We start from the raw sequence: 25,755 nt of genomic DNA, 5'->3' as shown, positions 1-25,755 counted from the left end.
GCCTCAGCCGGCGGACAGGATCAGGCCGCTCGTCGGCACGCCGGTCCCGGCGGTCACGAGGACGTTCGTGACGGCCGGGACCTGGTTGGCGGCGGTGCCCCTGATCTGCCGGACGGCTTCGGCTATGCCGTTCATGCCATGGATGTACGCCTCCCCGAGCTGCCCGCCGTGCGGGTTGACCGGGAGGCGGCCGTCCAGCTCGATCCCCCCGTCCTGGAGGAAGCCCGGCGCCTCGCCGCGCCCGCAGAAGCCGAGCTCCTCGAGCTGCGCCAGGACGAACGGGGTGAAGTGGTCGTACAGGATGGCCGTCTGGATGTCCGCGGGCGACAGCCCGGACGTCTCCCAGAGCCGGCGGCCGACGACGGACATCTCGGGCAGTCCGCTCATGTCATCGCGGTAGTAGCTGGTCATCATCATCTGGCCCGCGCCCGCGCCCTGAGCCGCCGCCGTGATCACCGCGGGGGATCTGCGCAGGTCGCGGGCCCGCTCGGCGGACGTCACGACCAGGGCCACCGCCCCGTCGCTCTCCTGGCAGCAGTCGAGCAGGTGCAGCGGCTCCACGATCCACCGGGACGCCTGGTGCTCCTCCAGCGTGATGGGACGCCGGTAGAACCAGGCCGCCGGGTTCGTGGCCGCGTGCCTGCGCATGGCCACCGCCACCCGGCCGAAGTCCTGCGAGGTGGCGTCGTACGCGTGCATGTAGCGCCGCGCGAACATGGCCACCCAGGCCGCCGGCGTCATCAGCCCGAACGGCACGTGCCAGCTCATCTCCAGCCCCTGGGAGGTCGGCTGGCCGGTCAGCCCCGCGTTGGGCTGGCCGAAGCGGCGGCCCGAGCGCTCGTTGAACGCGCGGTAGCAGACCACCGTGGTGGCCATGCCCGTGGCCACGGCCATGGCCGCGTGCGCGACGGTGCCGCAGGCCGCGCCGCCGCCGTACTCGACGCGGGAGAAGAAGGTCAGGTCGCCGATGCCGGTCTCCCTGGCCACCGCGATCTCCTGGTTGGCGTCCTGGCTGTAGGTGACCAGGCCGTCCACGTCGCCGGGCGACAGGCCCGCGTCGTCGAGCGCCGCCAGCACGGCTTCGGCGGCGAGGCGCAGCTCCGAGCGTCCCGACTCCTTGCTGAACTCGGTGGCGCCGATGCCCGCGATGGCCGTACGTGACCGCACTACCCCTCCCCATTGGTGAACGTGACGGTTCCGGTGGCGTGGTCGCCGAGGCTCACCCGGCCGCGTACCTCGACCGTGAGCCGGTCGCCCGCACTGGCCACGAGCGTGCCGGAGAAGGTGAGGCGGTCGCCCGCGTACGCGGGGACGCCCAGCTTGACGTCGATGCTCCTGATGACGGCCCCTGGGCCCGCCCAGTCGGTGACGTAGCGCTCGACCAGGCCCATGGTGGTCAGGATGTTGAGGAAGATGTCCTTCGAGCCCTGGGCGCGGGCGAGCGCCGTGTCGTGGTGCACCGGGGTGAAGTCCATGGTGGCCAGGGCCGTGGAGACGACCACGGTGGGCGTCAGGTCGATGGACAGCTCCGGCAGGGTGGTCCCGATCATGACGCCTCCGGCGCCCACATGGGCAGGACGAGCCGGTCGTCCATGGCCCGATACGTCACCCGCAGCGGCATGCCGATCTCCACTTCCTCGACGGGGCAGTCCACGACGTTGCCCACGACCCGTACTCCTTCGGGCAGCTCCACCACGCCCACCACGAACGGGGTCTCGCGTCCCGGCACGGGCGGGTGGTGGTGCACGACGTAGCTGTAGAGGGTTCCCGTGCCGCTCGCGACCGTGTGGGCCCGGTTGGCCGAGCGGCAGTGCGGGCACAGCGGGCCCGGCGGGTGGCGCAGCTCGCCGCAGTCGGCGCACGTCTGGATGCGCAGCTCACCCCGCTTGACGCCCTCCCAGAAAAAGGCCGTGTCCTGGTTGATCGCCGGTTGCAGCGGGTACGGCGGGAGCTTGGCGGTCTCCGGTGGGCGAAATTTCAGGACCCGGAAGAGCATCTCGGCGACCGGCTCGTCGTCCTCGCCGTACCAGGTGACGTTCCACGTCGCGAAGAAGCCCACGCCGAGAGCCGTCCGCTTCGGGCCCGCCAGGTCGGAGAACCTCGTGGCCGGGGTGAGGCGCTCGCCGATCCGGACATAGCGGTGGTAGGTCTGCTCGCAGTTCGTCGCCACCACGCCGGTGTAGCCGCTGTCGTTGAGCGCGGCCATCAGGTCGTCGACCGGCGAGCGCTCCTTGCCGGGCTGGGTACGCGGGCCCTGCATGGTCCACACCTGCGCCATCGCGGGCGGGGCGACGCCCCGTTCGAGGTAGGCCGGGTTCGTGTCGCCCATGGCGGCCAGCCAGTGACGGATCATGGGCGCGTTCACCGGGTCGGCGGCCGGGGCGCCGCGTACCTCGCCCAGCGCCACCTGCTTGGCCGCCAGCTCGCGCAGCTCCTCGTCCGTCATCGCGCGCCCGCCCGTCGTCGCGGCGGCGCCCGTCGTCTCAGCGCCCGTCGTCTCAGCGCCCGTCATCGTGGGGGCCTCGGGAGGCTCAGGCCGAGCATGGCGATCAGCTCCCGCTGCACCTCGTTCACCCCGCCGCCGAACGTCAGCACCACCGCCCCCTTCACCCCGTGGTCGACGCGTTCGAGCAGCTCGGCCGTCTCCGGGTCCGAGGGGTCGCCGTACCTGGCCAGGGTGTCGCCGACGATCCGGCCGATCTCCTGCATGCGCTCGGAGCCGTAGATCTTGGTGGCCGACGCGTCGGGGGCGCCCAGCCAGCCGAGGTCCATGTTGGCCGCGACCTGCCAGTTGAGCAGCTCGTTGGTGCGGAAGGCGGCCCACACCCTGGCCAGCGCCCGCCGTACGTCGGGGTTGCCGTCCAGGCCCGTGCGGCGGGCCCATGCCAGGAAGCGGTCGTAGGTCTGGCCGAGGTTGCCGGCCGGGCCGAGCGTGACGCGTTCGTGGTTGAGCTGGTTGACGATCAGGTCCCAGCCCCGGTCGACCTCGCCCACCACCATGTCCGCCGGGACGCGTACGTCGGAGTAGTAGGTGGAGTTGGTGTGGTGGCGGCCGTCCATGGTCACGATCGGGGTCCACGAGAAGCCCGGGTCGTCCGTGGAGGCGATCATCATGGTGATGCCCTTGTGCTTCTTGGCCGTGGGGTTGGTGCGGGCGGCCAGCCAGATGTACTGGGCGTAGTGGGCGCCGCTGGTGAAGATCTTCTGGCCGTTGACGACGTAGTGGTCGCCGTCGAGCACCGCCGTCGTCCGCAGCGAGGCCAGGTCGGTGCCCGCCTCGGGCTCGCTGTAGCCGATCGCGAAGTGGCACTCCCCGGCGAGGATGCGCGGCAGGAACCGGTCCTTCTGCTCCTGGGTGCCGTACTGCATGAGCGTGGGCCCGACGGTCTGCACGGTGATGATGGGGTACGGCACTCCGGCGCGGGCTATCTCGTTGGCGAAGATCTGCTGCTCCAGGGGGCCGTAGCCGCCTCCGCCGTACTCCTTGGGCCAGCCGAGGCCCAGCTTGCCGTCGCGGCCGAGGCGGCGGCAGTGCTCCATGTACGCCTCGCCGAACGGGTCCTGGGCGATCTTCGCGCGGTCCTCGGCGGTGAGGCAGCCGCGGAAGTACTCGCGCAGCTCGTCGCGGAGGCTGCGCTGCTCGGGAGTCAGGTCGATGAGCATCAGACGAGCGCTCCGATCAGGTCGAGCTGGGCGTCGGCGCCGCCGAGCAGGTGGGACAGGTGCTTGGCCTGGGCGAAGTAGCGGTGCAGCGGGTAGGTCACGTCGAGCCCGAGGCCGCCGTGCAGGTGCTGGCAGGTGTAGAGGGCCTTGACCGCCTCACCGACGTGGTACGCCGCCAGCGCCAGGTCCTGCTCGGCCGGCAGTCCCTCGCCCAGCCGCCAGACCGCCGACCACATGGCCACGTCCAGCGCCCGGCCGGCGATGTAGACGTCGGCGATCTGCATCGTCACCGCCTGGAACTCGGCCAGCGCCCGGCCGAACTGCCTGCGCTGCCTGATGTAGCCGGTGGTCAGCTCCAGCGCCCCCGCCAGGACGCCGCTGGCCTGGGCGGCGACGGCGGCCGTGAAGATCCGCCGCGCGTCCTCGACCGCCTCGGGCCCCGCCACGTGCTCGGCCGGGGTGTCGTCGAGCACCATCGTGGCGGCGGGCTCCCCCGTGGACGCGAACTCGGCCGTCGTGGCCGGCGACGCCACCAGGAACAGGCCCTCGTCGGCGGTGACCAGCGCCACCGCCCCGGGGTGCGGCACCGACACCTTCCGCCCGTTCAGCACCCACCGGCCCCCGGCAGAGCCCGGGCGGTCGGCCGTCGCGGGCGGTCCCGCCGGGCCGGCGGCGGGCGCGGGCGCGTCGGCCAGGCGGGTGGTGGTGGGCGGGTCGGCCAGGCGGGCGGTGGTGGTGGGTGGGTCGGCGAGGTCGTGGCCGGGCTCGCGGAGGGCGAGGGTCACCCGTCCCGTGGTGCGCCGCTGCTGGTCGGGGCTGCCGTGCCGGGCCAGGGCGAGCGTGCCCGCGAGCGTCGGCAGCGCCGGCACCGGCGCCGCCCGGGCGCCGACCTCCCGCAGCACCACGGCCATCTCCACCGGCCCGAGCCCGGCGCCGCCCGCCTCCTCCGGCACGCAGACGCCCATCAGCCCGGTCTGCCACAGCCGCTCCTCGTCCCCTTCTCTGGCCAGGACCTCGGCCGCGAGCTTCTTCAGATCCTGCTGGGTTTCGTCCAGGTTGAAATCCACTACGTCTCCAAGAGGTGTTGCCTGCCGTGCCGTACGAACTCCTCCTCGATGCCCTTGACGTCCGCCTCGGTCAGCGGCCGGAGCCCGCCGGGGGCGCGCCACCAGACCGGGTCGGCGGCGCGCCACGCCTCGCGGGCGAGGTGCCGCTTGATGACCTTGTGCGAGGGCGTCAGGGGTAACTCCTGACAAATGCGGATATAGCGGGGTAACGACTTGGCGCCCAGATCGCGCCGGCCGGCCAGGAACCCGTCGAACGCCGCCGCGTCGAAGGCCCCCTCCAGCACGAGCGCCGCCATGACTTGGTCACCGGCCGCCGGATCCGGCACTGGGTACACCGCCGCCTCCACCACCCCGCCGAACTCCCGCAGCGCGGCCTCGATGGGCGCGACCGCCAGGTTCTCACCGTCCACGCGCAGCCGCTCGGTCCCCCGCCCGGCGAAGAACACGTAGCCGGCCGGGTCGGCGTAGGCCAGGTCGCCCGACCAGAACGCGCCCTGCCTGATCCGCTCGGCTTCCGCCTCCGGGTCGTTGTAGTAGCCCTCGAACAGCCCGAGCCCGGCCGTGTTGACCAGCTCGCCGACGGCCTCCTCCGCGTTGAGCAGCCGGCCGTCCTCGATCACGCCCGGCGGGCAGGGCAGGCCGGTGAAGGGGTTGAGGATCCGTACGCCGTCGGGCAGGCGGCCGAGGCACCCGGGGGGACCCGAGGGGTCGGGCGTGAGCGAGATGGCCGTCTCGGTGGACCCGAAGGCGTCGATGACCAGGCACCCGAACCGCTCCCCGAACCTTCTGACGGCCACCGCGCTCCCCTCGTTCCCGAACGCGATCTTGAGCGGGTTGGCGGCGTCGTCGGGACGTTCCGGGGTGGCCAGGACGTAGGAGAGGGCCTTGCCGACGTAGTGGAGGTACGTGCAGCCGTATCGCCTGATGTCGGGCAGCAGTCCTGAGGCCGAGAACCGCCGCCGCAACACCAGCGCGGCCCCCGACGCCACGGCCGGGGCGTAGGCGGCCATCAGGGCGCCGGAGTGGAACAGCGGCATCGAGCAGTAGACGACGTCGCCCGGGGCCAGCATCGCCGCCAGGCTCACGCCGGGAACGGCGAGCTTGCGCTGCGTGACGCGTACGGCGCGGGGGCGGCCGGAGGTGCCCGAGGTGAAGATCAGCATCACCAGGTCACCGGGATCGGCGGCACTCTCCACGTGCGCGTCGGCCGCCGGCTCGACGGCGAGCGGCAGCGCCGGCACCCCCAGGTCCGCCGAGACCTGCCGGGCCACCTCCGCGAAGCCATCACCTGCCAGGAGGAGGTCCACGTCCGTCGCGCGGGCGTCGCGGGCCAGCTCCTCGACCCCCCGCGTGGGGTTCAGCGCGACGACCACGTGCCCGGCCAGCGCCGCGCCGCCGACCAGGAAGACCAGCTCGGGAACGTTCTCGCAGAGCACCCCGACGTGCAGGCCGGTCCCGCGCGCGGACAGCCACGCCCCGGCGGCCCGGCAGGCGGCCACGTGCTCCCGCCACGACCACACCCTGTCCTCGAACACCAGTCCGGGCCGGTCGTCCTCGGCCCGGGCGAGCAACAGGGAGCCGAGCGTGTCCGCGGTCATCGCTCCTCCAGCAAGCGCTAGGTAAGCCGAATCGCAAACTAGAACAGATTCTAATATCTGTCCAGAACCCGGCCCGGTCAACAAGTCGCGACATGTGCCCGTAACGCCAAAGACATGGGCCTATACGGCTTGTTTGTGACCCGCGAGTAACAAGCCGCGTAATCGAGAAATCAGATAACGTGTTCTTATGCGTACCACGGACGCGTCGACCGCGGCGCCCTCCAGCGACACCGAGGGGACCATGGAGAGCCACCCCACCCCGGGCGGGCACAGCGTCCGAACTCGCAGCCAGCACCAACGCCGCAAGCGCATCGTCCAGGCCGCCGCCGCGCTGGCCTCGCGCGGCGGGGTCGAGGCCATGCAGATGCGCACGGTGGCCGAGCGCGCGGGCGTGGCGCTTGGCACGCTCTATCGATACTTTCCCTCCAAGATGGACCTCGTCGTGGCCGTGGTCGGCGAGGAGATCGACCTGCTGGAGAGCAGCATCGAGCGCCGGCCGCCCGGGGCCTCCACCCCGTCGAGCCGCGCGGTCGACGTGCTGATGCGGGCCACCCGGGGGCTGATGCGCGAGCCGGAGCTGGCCGACGCGCTCATCCGGTCGCTGATCATGGCCGAGGTCCAGACCCCGTTCGGCGACCGCATGACGGGGCTGCTGCTGCGCGTCTCGGCCAGCGGGCTGACGCTGGAGCAGGCCAGCGAGGAGCAGATCGACCTCGCGGGGTCGCTGGCGAGCGTGTGGGTCCAGGAGTTGCTGGAGATGTTGCGCGGGCGGCGTACGTACGACCAGATCCAGCGGCGCATCGAGACCGCCGCCGCGCGGCTGCTCGCCGACATCTGACGGCCCGATCTTTACGCCTCTTGGCCGCCGGCCCACTCGCGGGCCGGGCCCCGGGCGAGCAGGCTGGACACATGAAGATGAGAGCGATCAGCCAGGACGCCCTGGGCGGCCCGGACGTGCTGAAGACGGTCGAGGTGGACAAGCCGGTGCCCGGCCCGACCGAGGTGCTGGTGCGGGTGGAGGCCGCCGGGCTCAACCCCACTGACTGGAAGACCCGCGCGACCGGCGGCATCCTGCGCATGGCGCCGCCGTTCGTGCTGGGCTACGACGTGTCGGGCGTGGTCGAGGGCTCCGGTGTCGGGCAGGCGCTCTACAAGCCGGGCGACGAGGTGTTCGGCATGCTGCGCTACCCGCAGGGCCACGGCGCCTTCGCCGAATACGTGACCGCCCCCTCGCGGCACTTCGTCCGCAAGCCCGAGGGCGTCGACCACGTCCAGGCGGCCGCGCTCCCGCTCGCCGCGCTGACCGCCTGGCAGGCGCTCGTGGACGTCGCCGGCCTGAGAGCGGGCCGGCGGGTGCTGATCCACGCCGCCGCCGGCGGGGTCGGCCACCTGGCGGTGCAGATCGCCAAGGCGCGGGGCGCCTACGTGATCGGCACCGCCAGTGCCGCCAAGCACGACTTCCTGCGCGGGCTGGGCGCCGACGAGCTGGTCGACTACCGGACGACGGACTTCGCCGAGGTCGTACGGGACGTGGACGTGGTGCTGGAGACCATCGGCGGCGACTACGGGACGCGCTCGCTGCGCACCATGCGCGAGGGCGGCACGATCGTCTCGCTCGCCCTGAGCCTGCTCGACCCCGGCCTGCACGCGCGGGCGGCCGAGCTGGGCATCCGGTCGGAGGCCATCCTGGTCGAGCCGGACCAGGCCGCGATGCGGGCGCTGGCGGCCCTGGTCGAGGCGGGCCGGCTGCGGGCGGAGATCGCCGCCGCCCTGCCGCTGGCGGAGGCGGCCAAGGCGCACGAGCTGGGCGAGACCAACCGGACCACGGGCAAGATCGTCCTCACCGTCCCGCACTGATCAGGCGTGTCATGAATGGTGAGTCAAGAGAAACGCACTAATTGCCGGGGCCGGGGGAAAAACTCGTCGATCTGTCGGTGGCGCCGTCTATACAGGGAGGTATGACCGACAAGCCGATTAATGAGGACTTCCTCCGGCTGGCTGATCCGATGCGGCGGGAGCTGCTGGCGCACTGCTACCGCATGATGGGTTCGGTGCACGATGCCGAGGACCTCGTGCAGGAGACCTATCTGCGCGCGTGGCGGGCGTATGACAACTTCGAGGGGCGTTCGTCCCTGCGTACGTGGCTCTACCGCATCGCCACCACCACGTGCCTGACCGCGCTCGACAGCCGCTCCAGGCGACCGCTGCCGACGGGGCTCGGCGCGCCGAGCCTCGAGGCGAGCGCACCCCTGGTGCAGGACCGCGAGGTGCCCTGGCTGGAGCCGATGCCCGACGCCATGGCGGGCGCGGGCGGCGACGACCCGGCCACGATCGTGACCTCGCGCGAGAGCATCAGGCTCGCGCTGATCGCCGCGCTGCAGCACCTGCCGCCCCGGCAGCGCGCGGTGCTGATCCTGCGCGACGTGCTCAAGTGGAAGGCCGCCGAGGTGGCCGAGGCGGTCGGCACCTCCACGGCGGCGGTCAACAGCATCCTGCAGCGGGCCCGGGCCCAGCTCAACGAGGTCTCGCCGAGCCTGGACGACCCGGTGGAGCCGCTGACGCAGGAGCAGCGGGCCCAGCTCGACCGGTATGTCGCGGCGTTCGAGAACTACGACATCGACAGCCTGGTCGACCTGTTCACCAAGGACGCGGTCTGGGAGATGCCGCCGTTCGTCGGGTGGTACCAGGGGCCGGAGACGATCGCCGAGCTCGTCCGTACGCAGTGCCCCGCCAAGGCGGCCGGCGACCTCAAGCTGGTGCCGATCGCGGCCAACGGCCAGCCGGCCTACGCCCTCTATCACCGCCAGGACGGCGTGTACGGGCAGTTCGCGATCATGGTGGTGACGTTCTCCGGCGATCGGCTCGGCCACGTCGGCATGTTCTTCGAGGAGTCGCTGTTCGAGACGTTCGGGCTGCCCGCCAAGTGGGAGGGTTCCGAAACAAAGTAGAACGCGTTACAGTCGCGCCAGAGTATCGTTCTGGAGGCGGCTATGGACACCCCTGTGATCGTCGAGGCCGTTCGCACGCCCATCGGCAAGCGGGCGGGATGGCTGTCAGAGCTGAAACCGCAACAGGTTCTGGCCGGCGCGCTGAACGGGCTCGTCGAGCGGTCGGGCATCGATCCGGCGATCGTGGAGCAGGTGTTCGCCGGGTGCGTGACCCAGGCCGGGGAGCAGGGCGGGCACGTCGGGCGCCATTCGTGGCTGTACGCCGGGCTGCCGTACCGGACGGGCGTCACCACCGTGGACGCCCAGTGCGGCTCCTCGCAGCAGGCGGTGCACCTGGCGGCCGCGATGATCGGCGCGGGCGCGATCGAGGTCGGCATCGGGTGCGGCGTCGAGGTCATGAGCCGCGCGCCGCTGGGCAGCAACGTCCTGCCCGCCCGGCCCAGGCCGGACGACTGGAGCATCGACCTGCCCGACCAGTTCACCGCCGCCGAGCGGATCGCGCGGCGGCGCGGGCTCACCCGCGAGCGGCTCGACTGGTTCGGGGCGCGCTCGCAGCGGCTGGCGGCCAAGGCGTGGGCGGACGGGCGGTTCGAGCGGGAGATCGTGCCCGTCGGGGACGTACGCAGGGACCAGGGGTTGCGCGAGACCACCGTCGAGGGCCTGGCCAAGCTCAAGCCGGTGCTGGAGGACGGGCTGCACACCGCCGGCACCTCCTCCCAGATCTCCGACGGCGCCGCCGCCGTGCTGGTCATGAGCGAGCGGGCGGCGCGGCGGCACGGGCTGCGGCCCCGGGCCCGGATCCTGGCGCAGGCGCTGGTCGGGGCGGAGCCGTACTACCACCTGGACGGGCCCGTGGAGGCCACGGCCAAGGTGCTGGCGACGTCCGGGATGACGATGGGCGACCTCGACCGGTTCGAGGTGAACGAGGCGTTCGCCTCGGTCGTCCTGTCGTGGGCGAGCGTGCACGAGCCCGACCTCGACCGGGTCAACGTCAACGGCGGCGCGATCGCGCTCGGCCATCCCGTCGGCGCCACGGGCGCTCGGCTGATCACCACGGCGTTGCACGAGCTGGAGCGGTCGGACTCGGCGACCGCGCTGGTCACGATGTGCGCGGGCGGGGCGCTGTCCACGGCGACGATCCTGGAGCGGATCGGCTGACCGCGGCCTGTCCAGCAAGATCGAACACGCGAATCGGGGGAACATGAAGACCAGGCGCAGGCCGTACGCCGAACAGCGGCCGCAGGACCTCGGCGGCGGGGTGTGGAGCGTGCCGGTGCCGATCCCCGGCAACCCGCTCGGCTACACCCTCGTCTACGCCGTCGAGTCGCCCAAGGGCCACGTGCTGGTCGACGCCGGGTGGAACCACCCCGACGCCTGGGACGCGCTCAGCGGCGGCCTGGCGGCGCTCGGGATCGACGTGACCACGGTGAGCGGGGTGGTCGTCACCCATTTCCATCCCGACCACGCCGGGCTCGCCGGTCAGGTCAGAGAGGCGTCCGGCGGCTGGATCGCCATGCACGAGAACGACGCGGCCCTGGTCAGGCTCATGACCGAGTACGCGGCCGGCGAGCACGACGCCTTCCAGACCGACATGCTCAGGCGGGCGGGAGCCGACCCCGGCGAGGCAAGGCAGGCGATGGGCGGCCGTCCCACCCCGCCCGCGCTTCCCGACCGCGAGCTGCGCGACGGCGACCTGGTGGACCTGCCGAGCCGCAAGCTGCGCGCCGTGCACACCCCCGGTCACACGCCGGGGCACATCTGCCTGCACCTGGAGGACGCCGACCGGCTGTTCACCGGCGACCACGTCCTGCCTGACATAACCCCGCACATCGGGATCTATCCCTATGACCGGGACGACGTCGATCCCCTGAGCGACTTCCTGGAGTCGCTGGACCGCGTCAGCGACCTCGGCTCCCTCGACGCCCTGCCCGCCCATGAATGGATATTTCCCGATGTAGCCGCGCGAGCCGCCCAGATCCGACACCATCACGAGGAGAAGCTCGAACGGCTGCGCGCCCTCCTGGCCCAGCGGCCGGAACCGCTGACCATCTGGGAGGCCGCCGCGATGATGACCTGGAACAAGCCGTGGGACGAGCTGGCCCCCATGCTGAGAGGCATGGCGGCCGGCGAGGCCGCCGCCCATTTGCGCACGTTGGAGGCCAGAGGGCAGATCCGCCGCCTGGCCGGTGTCGAACCGGTCCGCTTCCACGCCCTAGACTCCTAGACATCCGATGTCTAGGGAGAAAAGCGTGGCGGTCACCGACGCGGCCATCGACAAGATCAAGCAAATGATCGTCTCGGGCGAGCTGGCCCCCGGCGACCGGCTGCCGAAGGAGGCCGACCTCGCCGAGCGGCTCGGCCTGTCACGCAACTCGCTGCGCGAGGCCGTGCGCGCGCTGTCGCTGATCAACGTGCTCGACGTGCGGCAGGGCGACGGCACCTACGTCACCAGCCTGGAGCCCCGGCTGCTGCTGGACACCATGTCGTTCGTGCTCGACCTGCACCGCGACGACACGGTGCTGCAGTTCTTCGAGGTCCGGCGGATCCTCGAGCCGGCCGCCACGGCGATGGCGACCGAGCAGATGAGCGAGGCCGACATCGAGGAGCTTCGGGTGATCCTGGAGTCGCTGCCCGCCCGGCCCACGGTCGAGGAGCTGGTGGCCAACGACCTGCAGTTCCACCACCGGATCGCGCAGGGCTCCGGCAACAGCGTGCTGTGCTCGTTCATCGAGAGCCTGTCGGGCCCCACGACCCGGGCCCGGATCTGGCGGGGTCTCACGCAGGAGGGCGCGATGGAGAAGACGCGGGAGCAGCACACCGCGATCTACGAGGCCATCGCCGCCCGCCAGGCCGACGTCGCCCGCTCCTGGGCCACCGTGCACGTGGCGGGCGTGGAGTCGTGGCTGCGCAAGGCGCTGGAGCTGGACTGATCACCGGGGCGGCGCGCACGTCGGAGGACTCCGGCATGTCCGGCGCTTCCGGCGCTGATGATCGGGGAGAGCTCGGAAGGGTAGTACCGGTCTTGTGTCCGACAAACTGAAGAAGTATCGGAGCAAGCGCGACCCGGACCGTACCCCCGAGCCCGTCCCCGACGCCTCCCCCGCCCCCTCCGATGGCCGGGCGTTCGTCATCCAGGAGCACCACGCGCGCTCCCTGCACTGGGACCTGCGCCTCGAACGCGACGGCGTCCTGGTGTCCTGGGCCGTCCCCAAGGGCCTGCCCGCCGACCCCGGCACCAACCACCTGGCCGTGCACACCGAGGACCACCCGATGGAGTACCTCACCTTCCACGGCGAGATCCCGAAGGGCGAGTACGGCGGCGGCACCATGACCGTCTGGGACACCGGCACGTACGACACGGAGAAGTGGTCGGATCGCGAGGTCAAGTTCGTCCTGCACGGGGAGCGGGCCTCGGGCCGGTTCGTGCTGTTCCGGACGCGGGGCAAGAACTGGATGATCCACCGCATGGACCCCCCGGTCCGCGACCCGTTCCCGGCCCTGGAGCCCATGCTGCCCACCTCGCGCGCCAGACCCCCGAAGGACACCTCCTCCTACGCCTTCGAGTTCGCCTGGGGCGGCCGCCGCCTCCTGGTGCCCATCGACGGGGGCCGCACGGACGCCGCCCGGGAGCATCCGTGGCTGCGGGGGCTGGCGGAGTCGTTCGGCAGCCGCACGGCGGTGCTGGACGGGGAGCTGGCCACGCTCGGGGGCGCGGAGATCCTCGTCTTCTACGACCTCCTGTACGACGACGGGCGCTCGCTGGTCGAGGAGCCGTACACGGCCCGGCGGGCGGCGCTGGAGGCGCTGGAGCTGACCGGCGCCCACTGGCAGACGGCGCCGTCCTGGCCGGGGGAGGCGGGGCCGGTGCGGCAGGCGGCGCGGGAGCAGGGGCTGCCGGGGATGGTCGCCAAGCGGCTGGACTCGACGTACGAGCCGGGACCGTCCAAGTCCTGGCTCCTCATCCCGCCATGACCGGCCAACCTGAATACGGCGACCAGATCATCAGTATCATGGCGGCCAAGCAACCAAAGGAGCAGCGACCATCGCGTCAGCGATGTGTGCCATGCTGGGGATATGGCCAACTCTCCGATGGGCGCCCTCCTCCCCCGACACGCCGAACGGACCGTGGCCGAGGCACTGCGCGACACCAGGGTCGTCCTGATCAACGGTGCCCGCCAATGCGGCAAGAGCACGCTGGTGCGGCTGCTGGCGAAGAACCAAGAGGCGGAATGGCGAAACCTCGACACGGCGGTGACGAGGCAGTCGGCTCTCGCCGACCCGGACGGCTTCGTGTCCTTCCCCGACCTCATGGTGATCGACGAGATACAAAGAGTCCCCGATCTGGTGCTGGCGATCAAGGCGCAGGTAGATCAAGACCCGAGGCCGGGCCGCTATCTGCTCACCGGGTCGTCCCGGCTCTTGGGACTGAGAGATCTCCCCGACACTCTGCCGGGGAGAATGGAGACCATCGAGCTGTGGCCGTTCGCGCAAGGCGAGATCGACGGCACGGCGGATCGCTTCGTCGACGCGATCTTCTCGGAAGGGCCCATGCTCCGGCACAACTCCCAGGTCACCCGAGTGGATTACACGGAGCGGCTCGTCCGTGGCGGTTTCCCGGAAGCGGCCTCCCGCGACAGCTCGCGTCGCAGAGGACGATTCTTCGACTCCTACGTCGGTGATCTGATAGCACGTGATGTGCGGCAGCTCGCGGAGATCGAGCGTGGCCCCCAGATGCAGGCGCTCATCCGCCTCCTCGCGGCCCGTTCCGGCCAATTGCTGGTCGCGAACACGTTGAGCACCGAGCTCGGCGCGTCCGCGAGCACGGTGAACCGATATCTCGTCCTGCTCGAGGAGGTGTTCCTGATCAAGCGGATCCCGGCTTGGTCCAGGAATCTCAGTAACCGCGCCGTCGGCACGCCGAAAGTGGCGTTCGTGGATTCCGGTGTGGCGGCGAACATGCTGGGAACCGACGCTCGCGGGCTGGTCCGCCCTGGCGGCGCCTTCGGGCCGCTGCTCGAAGGGTTCGTGCTCATGGAGCTGGCTCGGCAGCTCACGTGGTCGGACGAGCTGGCCGAGCTGTATCACTACAGGACCAAGGACGGCACCGAAGTCGATGCCGTGCTGGAAAACCGGCAAGGCCGCGTGGTCGGCGTCGAGGTCAAGGCGGCGTCCACCGTACGAGCCGACGACTTCAAAGGTCTCAAGCACCTCGCCGACCGGCTCGGAGACGACTTCGTCGCAGGCGTGGTGTTGTACACCGGCACACAGACCCTGCCCTTCGGCGACCGGATGCGCGCCATGCCGGTCAGCGCACTCTGGGAGGTCGGCTGAACCGCCGGCCCGCCGGGCTCGTCGGAGGCGGCGGGCCGTGCGGATGCGCTACCCCTGGCCCGGCAGCAACCCCTCCGCCACCAGCTCCGCCCACAACGCTTCCGGCACCGGCCGCGACCACAGGGCGGCGTTCTCCACGACCTCCTGCGGTGCCCGCGCGCCCAGGACGATCGTGGCGATCGCCGGGTGGCGCAGCGGGAAGGCCATGGCCGCCTGGGGCAGCGTGACCCCGTGGCGCTCGCACACCGCCGCGATCCTGCGCGCCTTGTCCACCAGGTCGGCCGGTGCCGGCTGGTAGTTGTAGGTGCCCGACGGCTCGTGCGTGGCCAGGATGCCGCTGTTGAACACCCCGGCGGCCAGCACCTTGACGCCCCGCTCGGCGCACTCCTCCAGGAGCGGCAGGCCCGACTGGTCGAGCAGGGTGTAGCGGCCCGCGAGCATGACCACGTCGATGTCGGTCTCGCGGACGAAGCGCAGCGGCGCCTGCCACTGGTTCATCCCGACGCCGATCGCCTGGATCCGCCCTTCGGCCCGCAGCTCGGCCAGCGCCGGGAACGCCTCCCCGATCGCCTGCTCCACGTGGTCGTCGGGGTCGTGGATGAGGGCGAGGTGCACCGCCGGGAGCCCGAGGCGGGCCAGGGACTCCTCCAGCGAGGTCCGTACGCCGTCGCGGCTGAAGTCCCACACCCGCTCCAGCTCGGCGGGCACGTCGAAGCCCTCGTCGTCGCGGCCCGCACCGGACGCGCCGCCCGTGGCCACCGGGCCCGCACCGGACACGCCCGCGCCGTCACGGCCCTCACCAGACGCACGCACGTCGTCGCGGCCCGCACCGGACGCGACCGCGCCGTCGCGGCCCTCACCCAGGGTGCCCGCGCCGCCGTGGCCCGCACCGGACGGGCCCGTGTCCCCGTGGGCGGGCCTGGTCGGCTTCGGTCTGAGCAGGCGGCCGACCTTCGTGGACAGGAGGTAGCCGGAGCGGCCGGCCAGGGCCACGCCCAGGCGGCGCTCCGACAGGCCCAGGCCGTAGTGGGGCGCGGTGTCGTACAGGCGTACCCCGCTCTCCCAGGCGGCGTCCACCGTGGCGCGGGCCTGCTCCTCGGCTACCTCGTCGTACAGGTTGCCGAGGGGGGCGCCGCCGAAGCCGTACCGTGGCAGGTCGATCCCGCGTCGCATCAATCTTGTGCCTTTCCGCCTGCTATCCGGCTGATCATCAGGGCTATGAGGATGATCGCACCGTAGATGACCGGCTGCCAGAAGCCCGAGACTCCGATGAGGGTGAGGATGTTCTGGACCAGGCCGATCACCAGCACGCCGGTGAGCGCGCCGAGGATCGTGCCCTTGCCGCCGTCCATGCTGACGCCGCCGATGACGGCCGCCGCGAACACCATGAAGATCCAGCCGACGCCCTGGTTGTTGCCGATTGCCCCGAGGCGTCCGGTCTCCAGGATGCCGGCCAGCGCCGCCAGCGTGCCGCCCAGGATGAACACGCCGTACAGCACCCGGTCCACCCGGATGCCGGCGGCGCGGGCCGCGTCGGTGTTGCCGCCGATCGCGTACAGCGACCGGCCCAGCCTGAGGTAGCCGAGCCCGAAGATGCCCGCCGCGAACAGCACGCCGGCGATCCAGATGGCCGCCGGCAGGCCGAGCCACATGGCGCTGCCCAGGTAGAGGATCGAGCTGGGGAGCTCGAACAACGTCTTGCCCTCCGTCGGCCCCTGCAGGAAGCCGTGCACGATGATCAGCATGGCCAGCGTGACGATGAACGCCGACAGCTGGAACCTGATGATCAAAAAGCCGTTGAACGCCCCGATCGCCGCCCCGATGAGCAGGGCCAGCGGGATCACCAGCATCCCGGGCAGCCCGATGCCGAATCCGCCCGCCGACGCCGGGATCACCAGCATCACCGCGATGGCCGGCGCGGTGCCGACCGTGGACTCCAGCGACAGGTCGAACTTGCCGGCGATCAGGATCATCGCCTCGGCCAGCACGAGCAGCGAGATCGCCGCCTGTTGCTGGAGCACGTTCGTCAGGTTGCCCGCCGTCAGGAAGGTCGGGTCCAGGAACGCGCCCACCACGAGCAGGATCACGATCACCGGAACGAGCGTCAGGTCGCGGAACCTGGTCAGCCGCAGCCGGGGGGCCGGCGCAGTCAAAGTGGTCACTCCTCTATGCCTTCCATCACGGCCACGAGCTCGTGGTCGGTCCAGCCACGTGGCACGTCCTTGACGACCCTGCCGTGGAACATCACCAGCACCCGGTCGCAGATCCGCAGGTCGTCGAGCTCGTCGGAGACCACGACGGCCCCCGCTCCCCGCTCGACCGCGTCCTCGACGGCGCCGAGCAGGGCCTGCTTGGCCTTGACGTCGACGCCGGCGGTCGGGTTGATCACGACCAGGACGTTCGGGTCGTCCACGAGCGCCCGGGCGAACACCACCTTCTGTGCGTTCCCTCCGGAAAGGTCACCGACGGGCTGGTCAGGCCCTTCGGTCTTGATGTCCAGAATGCCGATCATCTGCTCCGCCTTCGCCCGGCGCCTCGCCGGGGAGACCACGCCGTAGCGGCCCAGCTTGCGGGCGATCGGGAACGTCGCGTTCTCCCCCACCGACAGCAGCGGGACGAAGCCCTCGTGGTGGCGGTCCTCCGGGACGAACCCGAGCCCGGCCTTCATGGCGGCGGGCACGTCGCCGGGCCTGACCCGGGTGCCGTTGACCATGACGGTGCCGGAGTCGGGCTTACGCAGCCCGACCAGGGTCTCGGCCAGGCCGACCTTGCCGCTGCTCGCGGAGCCGGCCAGGCCGACGACCTCGCCCGACCTGACGGAGAGGTCGATGTCCGTGTAGCGGCCGGCCAGCGTGAGGCTCTCACCCGACAGCACCACGGCGTCGGAGGGGGTGCGGGAGCGGGACTCGTACGCCGCCGTGGCCTCCCCCGTCATCGCGGCGACCAGTTCGTCGTGCGGAAGGTCGGCCACCGGCCTGGTCGCGACGTGCCGGGCGTCGCGGAAGACCGTGACGCTCTGGCAGATCTCGTAGACCTCGTCGAGGTGGTGGGAGATGTACATCATGGTGACGCCCTGCTCGCGCAGCGACCGCATGCGCGCGAACAGCCGCTCGATCGCCGGCCCGTCCAGCCGGGCCGTGGGCTCGTCGAGGATGATGAACCTGGCCCCGAACGACAGCGCGCGGGCGATCTCCACGAGCTGGCGCTGCTCCACGCTCAGGTCCCCGGCCAGCGCCTGCGCGTCCACGTCCACCTCGTACGTGTCCAGCAGCTCGCGTGCCCTGACCCGCAGCGCCCGCCAGTTGATCGTGCCCCTGGCCGACTGGCGGTTGAGGAACAGGTTCTCGGCGACCGTCAGCGCCGGGATGATCGTGGACTTCTGGTAGACACACGCGACGCGCTGCCGCCAGGCGTCGCGGTCGGCGAGGGCGGGCGCCGCCTCTCCCGAGAACCGCACCTCGCCCTCGTCCGGCCGCTGGAGCCCGGTGAGGATCGACACCAGGGTGGACTTCCCTGCGCCGTTCCTGCCGACGAGCGCGTGGGTCTCACCCTCCGCGATCGCGATCTCCGCGCCGTTCAGCGCGGTGGTGGGGCCGAAGCGCTTGACGACGTTTCGGGCTTCGACGTGAATGCTCATTACTTGACCTGGTTGCCCCAGAGGGCCTTGTCGTCCACGTTCTCCTTGGTCACGAGGGGCGCGGGGAGCTGGTCCTCCAGGCCGTTCGGCAGCTGGATGATCGTGCTGTCGTGGTCGGTCGGGCCCGGCTTGAACGTCTTGCCCTCGGCTGCGGCCTTGGCGTAATAGAGGGCGTACTTGGCGTACAGGTCGGCCGGCTGCGACACCGTCGCGTCGATGTCACCCTTCCGGATCGACTCGAACTCCTGCGGGATCCCGTCGTTCGAGATCACGAAGATGTGCTTGGGGTCGCTCGGCGGGACCAGCAGGCCCTTCTGCTTGAGCACCTGCAGCGTCGGGGCCAGGTGTACGCCGCCTGCGTGCAGGTAGATGCCCTTGATGTCCGGGTTCTGCTCCAGGCGGGTCTGCAGCATGGACGCCGCCTTGCTGCCCTCCCACTCGGTCGGCTCGCTGAACACCGTGATCCCGGGGAACTTCGCCTTCATGCACTCCAGGAACGCCTCCGACCGGTCACGGCCGTTGATCGAGCTGAGCGCGCCCTGGAGCTGCACGACCTTGCCCTTGCCGCCGAGCTTCTCGCCGAGGAACTCGCACGCCTTGGTGCCGTACGCGCGGTTGTCGGCGCGTACGACCATGTAGACCTTGCCCTTGTCCGGCCGGGTGTCGACGGTCACGACGGGGATCTTCTTGTTCTCCAGTTGCTGGAGCGTATTGGCGATCGCGCCGGTGTCCTGCGGGGCCATGACGATGACCTTGGCGCCCTGGCCGGTCAGCGCCTGCACGTTGTTGACCAGCTTGGCCACGTCGTTCTGCGAGTTCGTGGCGGGCATGAGGTCCACCTTGAGCTCGCCGGCCATCTGCGGGACGTATTTGATGTAGGAGTTCCAGAAGTCGGAGTCGGCCCGGGGGTGATCGATCCCGACCTTCCCGCCGCCGCTCCCTCCTTCCGTCGTGGTGCCTGAGCCACACGCGGTGACGACCGTCAACAGGGCCGCGACCGCGGCCACCCGTCCGAACTTCATGGGGGGATTACCTTCCTTGGTTGCCTGGCCGGAGCCGCAGCCCCTGCATGCCGCCGTCCACCGCGAGCGCGGTCCCGGTGGTCGAGCCGGCCTCGGGGCTGGCGAGGTAGGCGATCGCGGCGGCGACCTCCTCCGCGCTGACCAGGCGGCCCATCGGCTGCCTGGCGTTGAGCGCCGCGCGTTCCGCCTCGGGGTCGTCGGCCGCGTCCAGCAGCCGGGCGACCCACGGGGTGTCGGCGGTGCCCGGGTTGACGCAGTTGACCCGGATGCCCTCACGGATGTGGTCCGCCGCCATGGCGAGCGTCAGCGACAGCACCGCGCCCTTGGTGGCGCTGTAGAGCGCCCGCTGCGGCAGCCCGGCGGTGGCGGCGATCGAGCAGGTGTTGACGATCGCGGCGTGCTCGGACCTCCTCAGGTACGGCAGCGCCGCCCGCGCCACCCGGACCATGCCGAGCACGTTGACGTCGAACACCTTGTGCCACTCGCTGTCCGGGTTGTCCTCGATCGTTCCTTGTGCGCCGATGCCCGCGTTGTTGACGAGCACGTCGATGCCGCCCAGCCGCTCGGCGGCCTCGGCCACCGCCGCCCGCACTCCGGCGTCGTCGGTCACGTCGGCCTTGATCCCGATGAACGGCTCGCCGGACGGGTTGAGGTCGAGGCACGCGACCTTCATGCCACGTCCGGCCAGCGCGGTGGCCGCAGCCAGCCCGATCCCGGACCCACCGCCGGTCACGACCGCTTTCAAACTCACACGCCCCTCCAACCCTCGATCGCCTTGCCCTTCACGGGCCCGTCTGTCCCTCGCCGACCGCCGGCCCGCTCGCCACGCGCCCGTGCGGGCCGCTCTCCCGCCGGCGGGCCCGTCACGCGTCCCACCAGCTCACGCACCGCCGTCCGAGCCCGCTCACCACGCGCCCGATCGGCACGAGCCCGCTCGCCGCGAGTCCGCTCACCACGAGCCCGCTCACCATGAGCCCGATCGGCACGTCGGCCCAGCTCCCGGCCCGGACGCCCTCCTTGACTCCGGTCCGGACGCCCTCGCAGGCCGCGGCCCGGACGCCCTCCCAGGCCGCGACCTGGACGCCTTCCCGGACCTGGGCCCGGGCATCTTCCCGAGCCCCCGTCCGGGCGTCGGTCACCGCATGCCGGCCTGGTCATGTGTCGTCCCTCCAGACCTCACCGTCGGGGAAGGTGTGGGCGGCGATCGACTCCGCGCGCATCTCCGCGCTGAAGCCGGGCCTGGACGGCGCCACGTACCGGCCGCCGCGGATGACGACCGGGTCCACGAAGTGCTCGTGGAGGTGGTCGACGTACTCGATCACGCGGCCGTCCATGGTCCCGGTGACCGCCACGAAGTCGAACATCGACAGGTGCTGCACCAGCTCGCACAGCCCGACGCCGCCCGCGTGCGGGCACACCGGCACGCCGAACTTGGCCGCCAGCAGCAGGATCGCCAGGTTCTCGTTGACCCCGCCGACGCGGGCGGAGTCGATCTGCACGTAGGAGATGGCCTCGGCCTGCAGGAGCTGCTTGAACACGATGCGGTTCTGCACGTGCTCGCCGGTGGCCACCGGAACGGGCGCGATGCCCCGGGCGATGGCGGCGTGCCCGAGCACGTCGTCCGGACTCGTCGGCTCCTCCACCCAGTGCGGGTTGAACTCGCGCAGCGCGTTGACCCACTCGATGCCCGAGCCGACGTCCCAGCGCTGGTTGGCGTCGATCGCGATCGGGAAATCGGCCCCGCACACCTCCCGGGCCACCCTGAACCGCCGCCGGTCGTCGTCCAGATCGGCGCCGACCTTGAGCTTGATCTGCCCGAACCCCTGGTCGAGCGCCTCCTTGCAGAGCCGCCGCAGCTTCTCGTCGTCGTATCCCAGCCACCCCGGGGAGGTCGTGTACGCGGGATAGCCCGTCTCCACCAGCTGCTCGATCCGCGCCTGCTTCCCCCCTTCCTGGCTCTTCAGGATCCGGAGGGCCTCGTCCTTGGTCAGCGCGTCGCTCAGGTAGCGGAAGTCGATGAGCTCGACGATCTCCTCAGGCGACATCTCGGACAACAACCGCCACAGCGGCTTGCCCGCCCGCTTGGCCTTGAGGTCCCACAGGGCGTTGACCACGGCGGAGATCGCCATGTGCATGACGCCCTTCTCCGGCCCCAGCCAGCGCAGCTGCGAGTCGTTGACCATGTCCTTGTACAGAGCGCCGAGGTCCTCGACGTCCTTGCCGAGCACGTACGGCTCCAGCGCACTGATGGCCGTGGTCTGGATGTCGTTCCCGCGCCCGATCGTGAAGGCGAACCCGTGCCCCTCGTACCCGTCGTCCGTCTTGAGCACCACGTAGGCGGCGGAGTAGTCGGGATCGGGGTTCATCGCGTCAGAGCCGTCGAGTTCGCGGGAGGTCGGGAAGCGCACGTCGTGCGTCTCCACCCCCACGATCCGGTACGTGCCCGCGGCCGTCATGCCTGTCCCACCGTCTGGCGCTGCCGCCCCAACCCCTCGATCTCCAGCTCCATCACGTCACCGGCCCGCAGGTACGGCTGCCCCGCCATCCCCATCGCGACGCCGGCCGGCGTGCCGGTGTTGATCACGTCGCCCGGCTCCAGCACCATGAACTGGCTCAGGTAGCGCACGATCTCGGCCACATCGAAGATCATGTTCTTGGTGTCGCCGTCCTGGCGCAGCTCGCCGTTCACCCACAGGCGCATGGGCAGGCTCTGCGGGTCGCCCACCTCGTCGGCCGGCACCAGCCATGGGCCGAGCGGGTTGAACGTCTCGCAGGACTTGCCCTTGTCCCACTGCCCGCCGCGCTCGAGCTGGAACTCGCGCTCGGACACGTCGTTGGAGATCGCGTACCCGGCGATCACGCCGAGCGCCTCCTCCTTGCTGCCGAGGTAGCGGGCCTGCCGTCCGATGACCACGGCCAGCTCCACCTCCCAGTCGGTCTTCACACTGCCTCGAGGCACGAGCACCTCGTCGTACGGGCCGACCATGGTGTTGCTCGCCTTCATGAACACCACCGGCTCGGCCGGCACCTCGGCCCCCGACTCGGCGGCGTGGTCGCTGTAGTTCAGCCCGATGCAGACGATCTTCCCCGCACGCGCGATGGGGGCGCCGATCCGCAGCCCTTCGGCCTCGACGACGGGCAGGGCACCGCGCTCCAGCGCGTCGCGGACGCGCGCCACTCCCCCAGAGGCGAGGAAAGCACCGTCGATGTCGGGCTCCCCGATGTCGCGCAGGTTGCCGGCGTCGTCCATGACCACCGGTCGCTCCTGGCCGACAGGTCCTACTCGCAGCAGCTTCACACCGCACCCTTCAGCTATACATCCGATGTCTTGTGTCTCGATGCTGGTGCGACGAGACGGAGTGTGTCAAGGGCGCCGAGATGGATACATCCGATCCGTGACCTCGAAATACACCCTTTGGAGGACCTTGTCCACTGTGAACCGAGTTAACCGCTCCGACCGCTGGATTCACCCGGCCGAAATCCTCTCCAGCAAAACATCGGACGACAAACAAACCCCATTGATCCGGCGCATGGTCGCCACGAAGCGGCTTCGGCCCACGCCGGACCCATATCCGGACCCTGATGGACCAGGAACGATCCACCGCCGTCCTTGACGGCCGTACAGACACGTAATAGAACACGTTTCAGTACAGCGTAACCAAGCGCTTGATCAAGAGGTGAAACCGCGTGCACATCGACCTTGTCGACAGGGACCTTTACGCGACAGCCGGCCCACCCCACGACCAACTCGCCTGGCTGCGCGCGAACTCCCCCGTCCACTGGCACGAGGGCGAGCCCGGGTTCTGGGCCGTGACCCGATACGAGGATGTCGTGCACATCTCGCGGCACTCCGACCTCTTCTCCTCCCACCGTAAGCTCGCCCTCTTCGACGACCTGCCCGAGGACCAGATCGCGTTGCAGCGCCTCATGATGCTCAACCAGGACCCGCCTGAGCACACGAGGCGGCGCTCCCTGGTCAACCGGGGCTTCACCCCGCGCACGATCGGAGCCCTCGAACAACACATCCGCGACATCTGCGACGACCTCCTCGACAAGCTGACCGGCGAGATCGACTTCGTCACCGAAGTCGCCGCGCCCCTGCCCCTCTACGTGATCTGCGAGCTCCTCGGGGCCCCGGTGACGGACCGCGACAAGGTGTTCAACTGGTCGAACCGCATGATCGGCGCCCAGGACCCCGACTACTCCTCCTCCCCCGAGGAAGGCTCGGCGGCCGCCATGGAGGTCTACGCCTACGCCAACCAGCTCGCCGCCCAGCGCAGGGTCAACCCCAGGAACGACATCGTCACCAAGCTCCTCCAGCCGGACGAGCACGGCGAAACCCTCGGTGAGGACGAGTTCGACCTCTTCGTCCTCCTCCTGGTGGTGGCCGGCAACGAGACCACCCGCAACGCGGCCTCCGGCGGCATGCTCGCCCTCTTCGAGCACCCCGACCAGTGGGACCGCCTGGTCGCCGACCCGGCCCTGGCGAAGACGGCCGCCGACGAGATCGTCCGCTGGGTCTCCCCGGTCAACCTCTTCCGCCGTACGTCGACGACGGACCAGGTGCTGGGCGGGCAGGAGATCAAGGCCGACGACAAGGTCGTGGTCTTCTACGCCTCGGCCAACCGCGACACCTCCGTCTTCCCCGACGCCGACACCTTCGACATCGGCCGCGACCCCAACCCCCACATCGGCTTCGGCGGCGGGGGCGCCCACTTCTGCCTGGGGAACCACCTGGCCAAACTGGAGCTCCGGATCCTCTTCGAGCAACTGGCCCGCCGCCACCCCCGCCTGCACCAGTCCGGCGAGGCCCGGCGGCTGCGCTCGAACTTCATCAACGGCATCAAGGAACTGCCGGTGACCATCGGCTGATCGCCGGCGCTGCCCGGGCCCCAGCGACGCGTCGGACAGCCGCGTCGCAGCGACGGCCCTGACGACGCAGGCAGCCGGCGCCGCTGAGGGTGACGCGGCAACGGTGGCCATAGCTGCCGCGGCGGCCGTGACGACAGCCGTGGCCGTGGCCGTGGAGTCGGCGGTGGCGGTGGCGGTAGTCGTCGCGTAGCCATGGCCACCGCCGTAATCACCGCCGTCGCCGTCGCTGTCGCAGGCCGTCGCCGCCACGTAGCCATGCCCATCGTCGCCGCGCCGTCGCTGCTGTTGCCGTCGCCACCGCGTAGCCGTGGCTGTGGCTGTGGCCGCCGTCATCGCCGCCACCGTGGCCGTGACGGAGACGTGGCTGTGGCTGTGGCTGTGGCCGACGTCATCGCCGCCACCGCGACCGTCACCACCACCGTGACCGTGACCGTGGCCGTCACCGTGGCCGTCACCGTCACCGTCGCCGTCACCGTGGCCGTCGCCGTCGCCGTCGCCGTCACCGTCGCCGTGGCGATTGCTGTGACGGAGATGTGAAGGGGCCGTGGCCGTGGCGGAGCGTGGCCGACGGACGGGGCGGTTTGTCGGTGTGGTTGGCCGTGCCTGGTGATGAGGGAGCGTCAGCGGCGTGAGCGAGCGGGCCCCGACCAGGTCCTGGTCGGGACCTGGCCGGGTAACCGGTAGCGGGGTTTGCGGCGGGCTGCGCGGATGCGGGCGAGGATGCGGTTGGTGCGCTCAGGGCCCGGCTGCCAGCCGCTTTCGATCAATGCGTCGGCCACGTGGTGGAGGAGGTCGGCGATCTGGCCGGGGATGACGTCCCTCCGGACGGCGATCACCCGCCAGCCCCGCCGCCGTAGCTCTTCCCGCCGGTCGGTGTCGTGCTGCTGGTCGGCGATCGAGGTGTGATGCTCCCGCCCGTCGTACTCGACCGCGACCTTGAACTCCTCCCAGCCCAGGTCGAGGTAGGCGGATCGGTCCTCTCCCAGCTCCACCCGGATCTGGGTGGTGGGCCTGGGGAGGCCGCCGTCCACCAGGATGACCCTGAGCCAGCTCTCCCTCGGTGAGGCGGCTCCCCGGTCGGCGAGGCTGAGCGTGTCGCGCAGGCGCCACGTGTTGAGCGGGCGATGCCACAGGGCTTCCAGGTCGACTCCCCGGCGGGCGAACTGGTCGAGGGCGGCCACGGCTTCCATGCGCGGCAGCCAGCGGGCGCAGTCGAGGGCCGTGCGCTCCATCGTGGTGATCCGGATGCCCTTGTGCTCGGTGACGTCCTCGCTGGGGAGAGGGGCCACGTAAGTCACGCAGCCTGGGATGGCGAGGTGGTCGGGGGCGGTCAGCTCGACGGGCCAGTCGGCTTCCGGGATGGGGAGGACCTGGAGGCCCCAGATGTGCGCCGCCGTCTGGCGGGAGGCTACGGCCTGCGGGACCACGCGGGTGATGCGGCCGACGCGTGCGATCAAGGATGCGGTGTCTGAGGTCGAGGGCGGTTGCACACCGGGCCATGAATGACTTGCCGAAGCGTCCGATGGCGCCGTGGGAGCGCCTGGAGGGCGGGTCGGGGTGGGGGGAGTGTGGGCGGGGGTGGGGGCAGTGTGGGTTTCGGTGAGGGGATTGTGAGTG

At 70.8% G+C, this 25,755-nt stretch carries 25 protein-coding genes; 10 read left to right on the top strand and 15 right to left on the bottom strand.

Annotation, left to right across the window (positions count from 1 at the left end; genetic code table 11):
- Positions 1-3 precede the first annotated feature (3 nt).
- From ACTWPW_RS46660 to ACTWPW_RS46635, 6 genes are read right to left on the bottom strand one after another with little or no spacing between them, the layout of a single operon-like run.
- Positions 4-1,167 carry a lipid-transfer protein gene (locus tag ACTWPW_RS46660; protein ID WP_375111492.1) on the bottom strand — a complete coding sequence of 388 codons (1,164 nt, stop codon included), beginning with the start codon at positions 1,165-1,167 and terminating at the stop codon, positions 4-6.
- Positions 1,167-1,550, bottom strand: a complete 384-nt coding sequence (locus ACTWPW_RS46655; RefSeq protein WP_375111493.1) for a MaoC/PaaZ C-terminal domain-containing protein — start codon at positions 1,548-1,550, stop codon at positions 1,167-1,169. The genes ACTWPW_RS46660 and ACTWPW_RS46655 overlap by 1 nt, the downstream gene beginning before the upstream one ends.
- Complete coding sequence (locus ACTWPW_RS46650; protein WP_443172527.1) at positions 1,547-2,512, bottom strand: bifunctional MaoC family dehydratase N-terminal/OB-fold nucleic acid binding domain-containing protein; 966 nt, start codon at positions 2,510-2,512, stop codon at positions 1,547-1,549. The genes ACTWPW_RS46655 and ACTWPW_RS46650 overlap by 4 nt, the downstream gene beginning before the upstream one ends.
- Positions 2,509-3,663, bottom strand: a complete 1,155-nt coding sequence (locus tag ACTWPW_RS46645) for an acyl-CoA dehydrogenase family protein (RefSeq protein ID WP_375111495.1) — start codon at positions 3,661-3,663, stop codon at positions 2,509-2,511. Before ACTWPW_RS46645 ends, ACTWPW_RS46650 begins: the two co-directional genes overlap by 4 nt.
- The gene (locus ACTWPW_RS46640; RefSeq protein ID WP_443172526.1) at positions 3,663-4,730 is read right to left on the bottom strand and encodes an acyl-CoA dehydrogenase family protein; all 1,068 of its coding nucleotides are present in this window, start codon (positions 4,728-4,730) and stop codon (positions 3,663-3,665) included. Before ACTWPW_RS46640 ends, ACTWPW_RS46645 begins: the two co-directional genes overlap by 1 nt.
- Complete coding sequence (locus tag ACTWPW_RS46635) at positions 4,730-6,328, bottom strand: AMP-binding protein (protein ID WP_443172525.1); 1,599 nt, start codon at positions 6,326-6,328, stop codon at positions 4,730-4,732. The genes ACTWPW_RS46640 and ACTWPW_RS46635 overlap by 1 nt, the downstream gene beginning before the upstream one ends.
- A 187-nt stretch (positions 6,329-6,515) precedes the next feature.
- Here ACTWPW_RS46635 and ACTWPW_RS46630 point away from each other — a divergent pair, with 187 nt between their 5' ends.
- The 8 genes from ACTWPW_RS46630 to ACTWPW_RS46595 all read left to right on the top strand — a co-directional run bounded on the left by ACTWPW_RS46630 (position 6,516) and on the right by ACTWPW_RS46595 (position 14,607).
- Positions 6,516-7,166, top strand: coding sequence for a TetR family transcriptional regulator (locus ACTWPW_RS46630; RefSeq protein ID WP_375111498.1), 651 nt, complete (start codon positions 6,516-6,518; stop codon positions 7,164-7,166).
- A gap of 77 nt (positions 7,167-7,243) precedes the next feature.
- Entirely contained in the window at positions 7,244-8,185 is a 942-nt protein-coding gene (locus ACTWPW_RS46625; protein WP_443172536.1) for an NADP-dependent oxidoreductase, read from the top strand.
- A gap of 101 nt (positions 8,186-8,286) precedes the next feature.
- Positions 8,287-9,276, top strand: a complete 990-nt coding sequence (locus tag ACTWPW_RS46620; protein WP_375111499.1) for a sigma-70 family RNA polymerase sigma factor — start codon at positions 8,287-8,289, stop codon at positions 9,274-9,276.
- 42 nt (positions 9,277-9,318) lie between these two features.
- Entirely contained in the window at positions 9,319-10,434 is a 1,116-nt protein-coding gene (locus tag ACTWPW_RS46615) for a steroid 3-ketoacyl-CoA thiolase (protein ID WP_364126017.1), read from the top strand.
- A 43-nt stretch (positions 10,435-10,477) separates the two neighbouring features.
- Positions 10,478-11,500: an MBL fold metallo-hydrolase gene (locus tag ACTWPW_RS46610; RefSeq protein WP_375111500.1), complete on the top strand. Its 1,023-nt coding sequence runs from the start codon at positions 10,478-10,480 to the stop codon at positions 11,498-11,500.
- 25 nt (positions 11,501-11,525) lie between these two features.
- Positions 11,526-12,206, top strand: coding sequence for a FadR/GntR family transcriptional regulator (locus ACTWPW_RS46605; RefSeq protein ID WP_375111501.1), 681 nt, complete (start codon positions 11,526-11,528; stop codon positions 12,204-12,206).
- Positions 12,207-12,300: 94 nt separating this feature from the next.
- Complete coding sequence (locus ACTWPW_RS46600; protein WP_443172524.1) at positions 12,301-13,248, top strand: DNA polymerase ligase N-terminal domain-containing protein; 948 nt, start codon at positions 12,301-12,303, stop codon at positions 13,246-13,248.
- Positions 13,249-13,401: 153 nt separating this feature from the next.
- Complete coding sequence (locus ACTWPW_RS46595) at positions 13,402-14,607, top strand: ATP-binding protein (RefSeq protein WP_443172523.1); 1,206 nt, start codon at positions 13,402-13,404, stop codon at positions 14,605-14,607.
- 48 nt (positions 14,608-14,655) lie between these two features.
- Here the strand turns inward: ACTWPW_RS46595 and ACTWPW_RS46590 are convergent, their stop codons facing one another.
- The 8 genes from ACTWPW_RS46590 to ACTWPW_RS46555 all read right to left on the bottom strand — a co-directional run bounded on the left by ACTWPW_RS46590 (position 14,656) and on the right by ACTWPW_RS46555 (position 22,516).
- Positions 14,656-15,780: an aldo/keto reductase gene (locus ACTWPW_RS46590; RefSeq protein WP_375111504.1), complete on the bottom strand. Its 1,125-nt coding sequence runs from the start codon at positions 15,778-15,780 to the stop codon at positions 14,656-14,658.
- The gene (locus ACTWPW_RS46585) at positions 15,780-16,769 is read right to left on the bottom strand and encodes an ABC transporter permease (RefSeq protein WP_375111505.1); all 990 of its coding nucleotides are present in this window, start codon (positions 16,767-16,769) and stop codon (positions 15,780-15,782) included. The genes ACTWPW_RS46590 and ACTWPW_RS46585 overlap by 1 nt, the downstream gene beginning before the upstream one ends.
- Entirely contained in the window at positions 16,766-18,244 is a 1,479-nt protein-coding gene (locus tag ACTWPW_RS46580) for a sugar ABC transporter ATP-binding protein (protein ID WP_375111506.1), read from the bottom strand. Before ACTWPW_RS46580 ends, ACTWPW_RS46585 begins: the two co-directional genes overlap by 4 nt.
- Entirely contained in the window at positions 18,244-19,266 is a 1,023-nt protein-coding gene (locus ACTWPW_RS46575; protein WP_364125998.1) for a sugar ABC transporter substrate-binding protein, read from the bottom strand. The genes ACTWPW_RS46580 and ACTWPW_RS46575 overlap by 1 nt, the downstream gene beginning before the upstream one ends.
- A 7-nt stretch (positions 19,267-19,273) precedes the next feature.
- Positions 19,274-20,017, bottom strand: coding sequence for an SDR family NAD(P)-dependent oxidoreductase (locus ACTWPW_RS46570; RefSeq protein WP_443172522.1), 744 nt, complete (start codon positions 20,015-20,017; stop codon positions 19,274-19,276).
- Positions 20,018-20,129: 112 nt separating this feature from the next.
- Positions 20,130-20,405 carry a hypothetical protein gene (locus tag ACTWPW_RS46565; RefSeq protein ID WP_443172521.1) on the bottom strand — a complete coding sequence of 92 codons (276 nt, stop codon included), beginning with the start codon at positions 20,403-20,405 and terminating at the stop codon, positions 20,130-20,132.
- Positions 20,406-20,420: 15 nt separating this feature from the next.
- Positions 20,421-21,722, bottom strand: a complete 1,302-nt coding sequence (locus ACTWPW_RS46560; protein ID WP_375111509.1) for an enolase C-terminal domain-like protein — start codon at positions 21,720-21,722, stop codon at positions 20,421-20,423.
- On the bottom strand, positions 21,719-22,516 hold the full coding sequence (locus tag ACTWPW_RS46555; RefSeq protein WP_375111527.1) for a fumarylacetoacetate hydrolase family protein: 798 nt from the start codon (positions 22,514-22,516) through the stop codon (positions 21,719-21,721). Before ACTWPW_RS46555 ends, ACTWPW_RS46560 begins: the two co-directional genes overlap by 4 nt.
- Positions 22,517-22,953: 437 nt before the next feature.
- On the opposite strand from ACTWPW_RS46555, the gene ACTWPW_RS46550 reads away from it, so the two are divergent.
- Together ACTWPW_RS46550 and ACTWPW_RS46545 are read left to right on the top strand one after the other, a co-directional pair.
- Positions 22,954-24,138, top strand: coding sequence for a cytochrome P450 (locus tag ACTWPW_RS46550; protein ID WP_375111510.1), 1,185 nt, complete (start codon positions 22,954-22,956; stop codon positions 24,136-24,138).
- 366 nt (positions 24,139-24,504) lie between these two features.
- Positions 24,505-24,675 carry a hypothetical protein gene (locus ACTWPW_RS46545; protein WP_443172520.1) on the top strand — a complete coding sequence of 57 codons (171 nt, stop codon included), beginning with the start codon at positions 24,505-24,507 and terminating at the stop codon, positions 24,673-24,675.
- An 83-nt stretch (positions 24,676-24,758) separates the two neighbouring features.
- Here the strand turns inward: ACTWPW_RS46545 and ACTWPW_RS46540 are convergent, their stop codons facing one another.
- A complete protein-coding gene (locus tag ACTWPW_RS46540) occupies positions 24,759-25,595 on the bottom strand; it encodes a DUF559 domain-containing protein (RefSeq protein ID WP_443172519.1) in 837 nt (278 codons plus the stop codon).
- Positions 25,596-25,755: the final 160 nt, after the last annotated feature.

The sequence above is a fragment of the Nonomuraea sp. KM90 genome, assembly GCF_052246675.1.
GTDB lineage: Bacteria > Actinomycetota > Actinomycetes > Streptosporangiales > Streptosporangiaceae > Nonomuraea.
This window is presented reverse-complemented; position numbering and strand designations above follow the sequence as displayed.

Bases quoted from the DNA above. Each gene is read 5' to 3' on its own strand.
- ACTWPW_RS46555 (WP_375111527.1), bottom strand. From the start codon at position 22,516: ATGGACGACGCCGGCAACCTGCGCGACATCGGGGAGCCCGACATCGAC.
- ACTWPW_RS46610 (WP_375111500.1), top strand. From the start codon at position 10,478: ATGAAGACCAGGCGCAGGCCGTACGCCGAACAGCGGCCGCAGGACCTC.
- ACTWPW_RS46655 (WP_375111493.1), bottom strand. From the start codon at position 1,550: ATGATCGGGACCACCCTGCCGGAGCTGTCCATCGACCTGACGCCCACC.
- ACTWPW_RS46560 (WP_375111509.1), bottom strand. From the start codon at position 21,722: ATGACGGCCGCGGGCACGTACCGGATCGTGGGGGTGGAGACGCACGAC.
- ACTWPW_RS46625 (WP_443172536.1), top strand. From the start codon at position 7,244: ATGAGAGCGATCAGCCAGGACGCCCTGGGCGGCCCGGACGTGCTGAAG.
- ACTWPW_RS46590 (WP_375111504.1), bottom strand. From the start codon at position 15,780: ATGCGACGCGGGATCGACCTGCCACGGTACGGCTTCGGCGGCGCCCCC.
- ACTWPW_RS46575 (WP_364125998.1), bottom strand. From the start codon at position 19,266: ATGAAGTTCGGACGGGTGGCCGCGGTCGCGGCCCTGTTGACGGTCGTC.
- ACTWPW_RS46630 (WP_375111498.1), top strand. From the start codon at position 6,516: ATGCGTACCACGGACGCGTCGACCGCGGCGCCCTCCAGCGACACCGAG.
- ACTWPW_RS46645 (WP_375111495.1), bottom strand. From the start codon at position 3,663: ATGCTCATCGACCTGACTCCCGAGCAGCGCAGCCTCCGCGACGAGCTG.
- ACTWPW_RS46580 (WP_375111506.1), bottom strand. From the start codon at position 18,244: ATGAGCATTCACGTCGAAGCCCGAAACGTCGTCAAGCGCTTCGGCCCC.
- ACTWPW_RS46650 (WP_443172527.1), bottom strand. From the start codon at position 2,512: ATGACGGGCGCTGAGACGACGGGCGCTGAGACGACGGGCGCCGCCGCG.
- ACTWPW_RS46620 (WP_375111499.1), top strand. From the start codon at position 8,287: ATGACCGACAAGCCGATTAATGAGGACTTCCTCCGGCTGGCTGATCCG.
- ACTWPW_RS46615 (WP_364126017.1), top strand. From the start codon at position 9,319: ATGGACACCCCTGTGATCGTCGAGGCCGTTCGCACGCCCATCGGCAAG.
- ACTWPW_RS46635 (WP_443172525.1), bottom strand. From the start codon at position 6,328: ATGACCGCGGACACGCTCGGCTCCCTGTTGCTCGCCCGGGCCGAGGAC.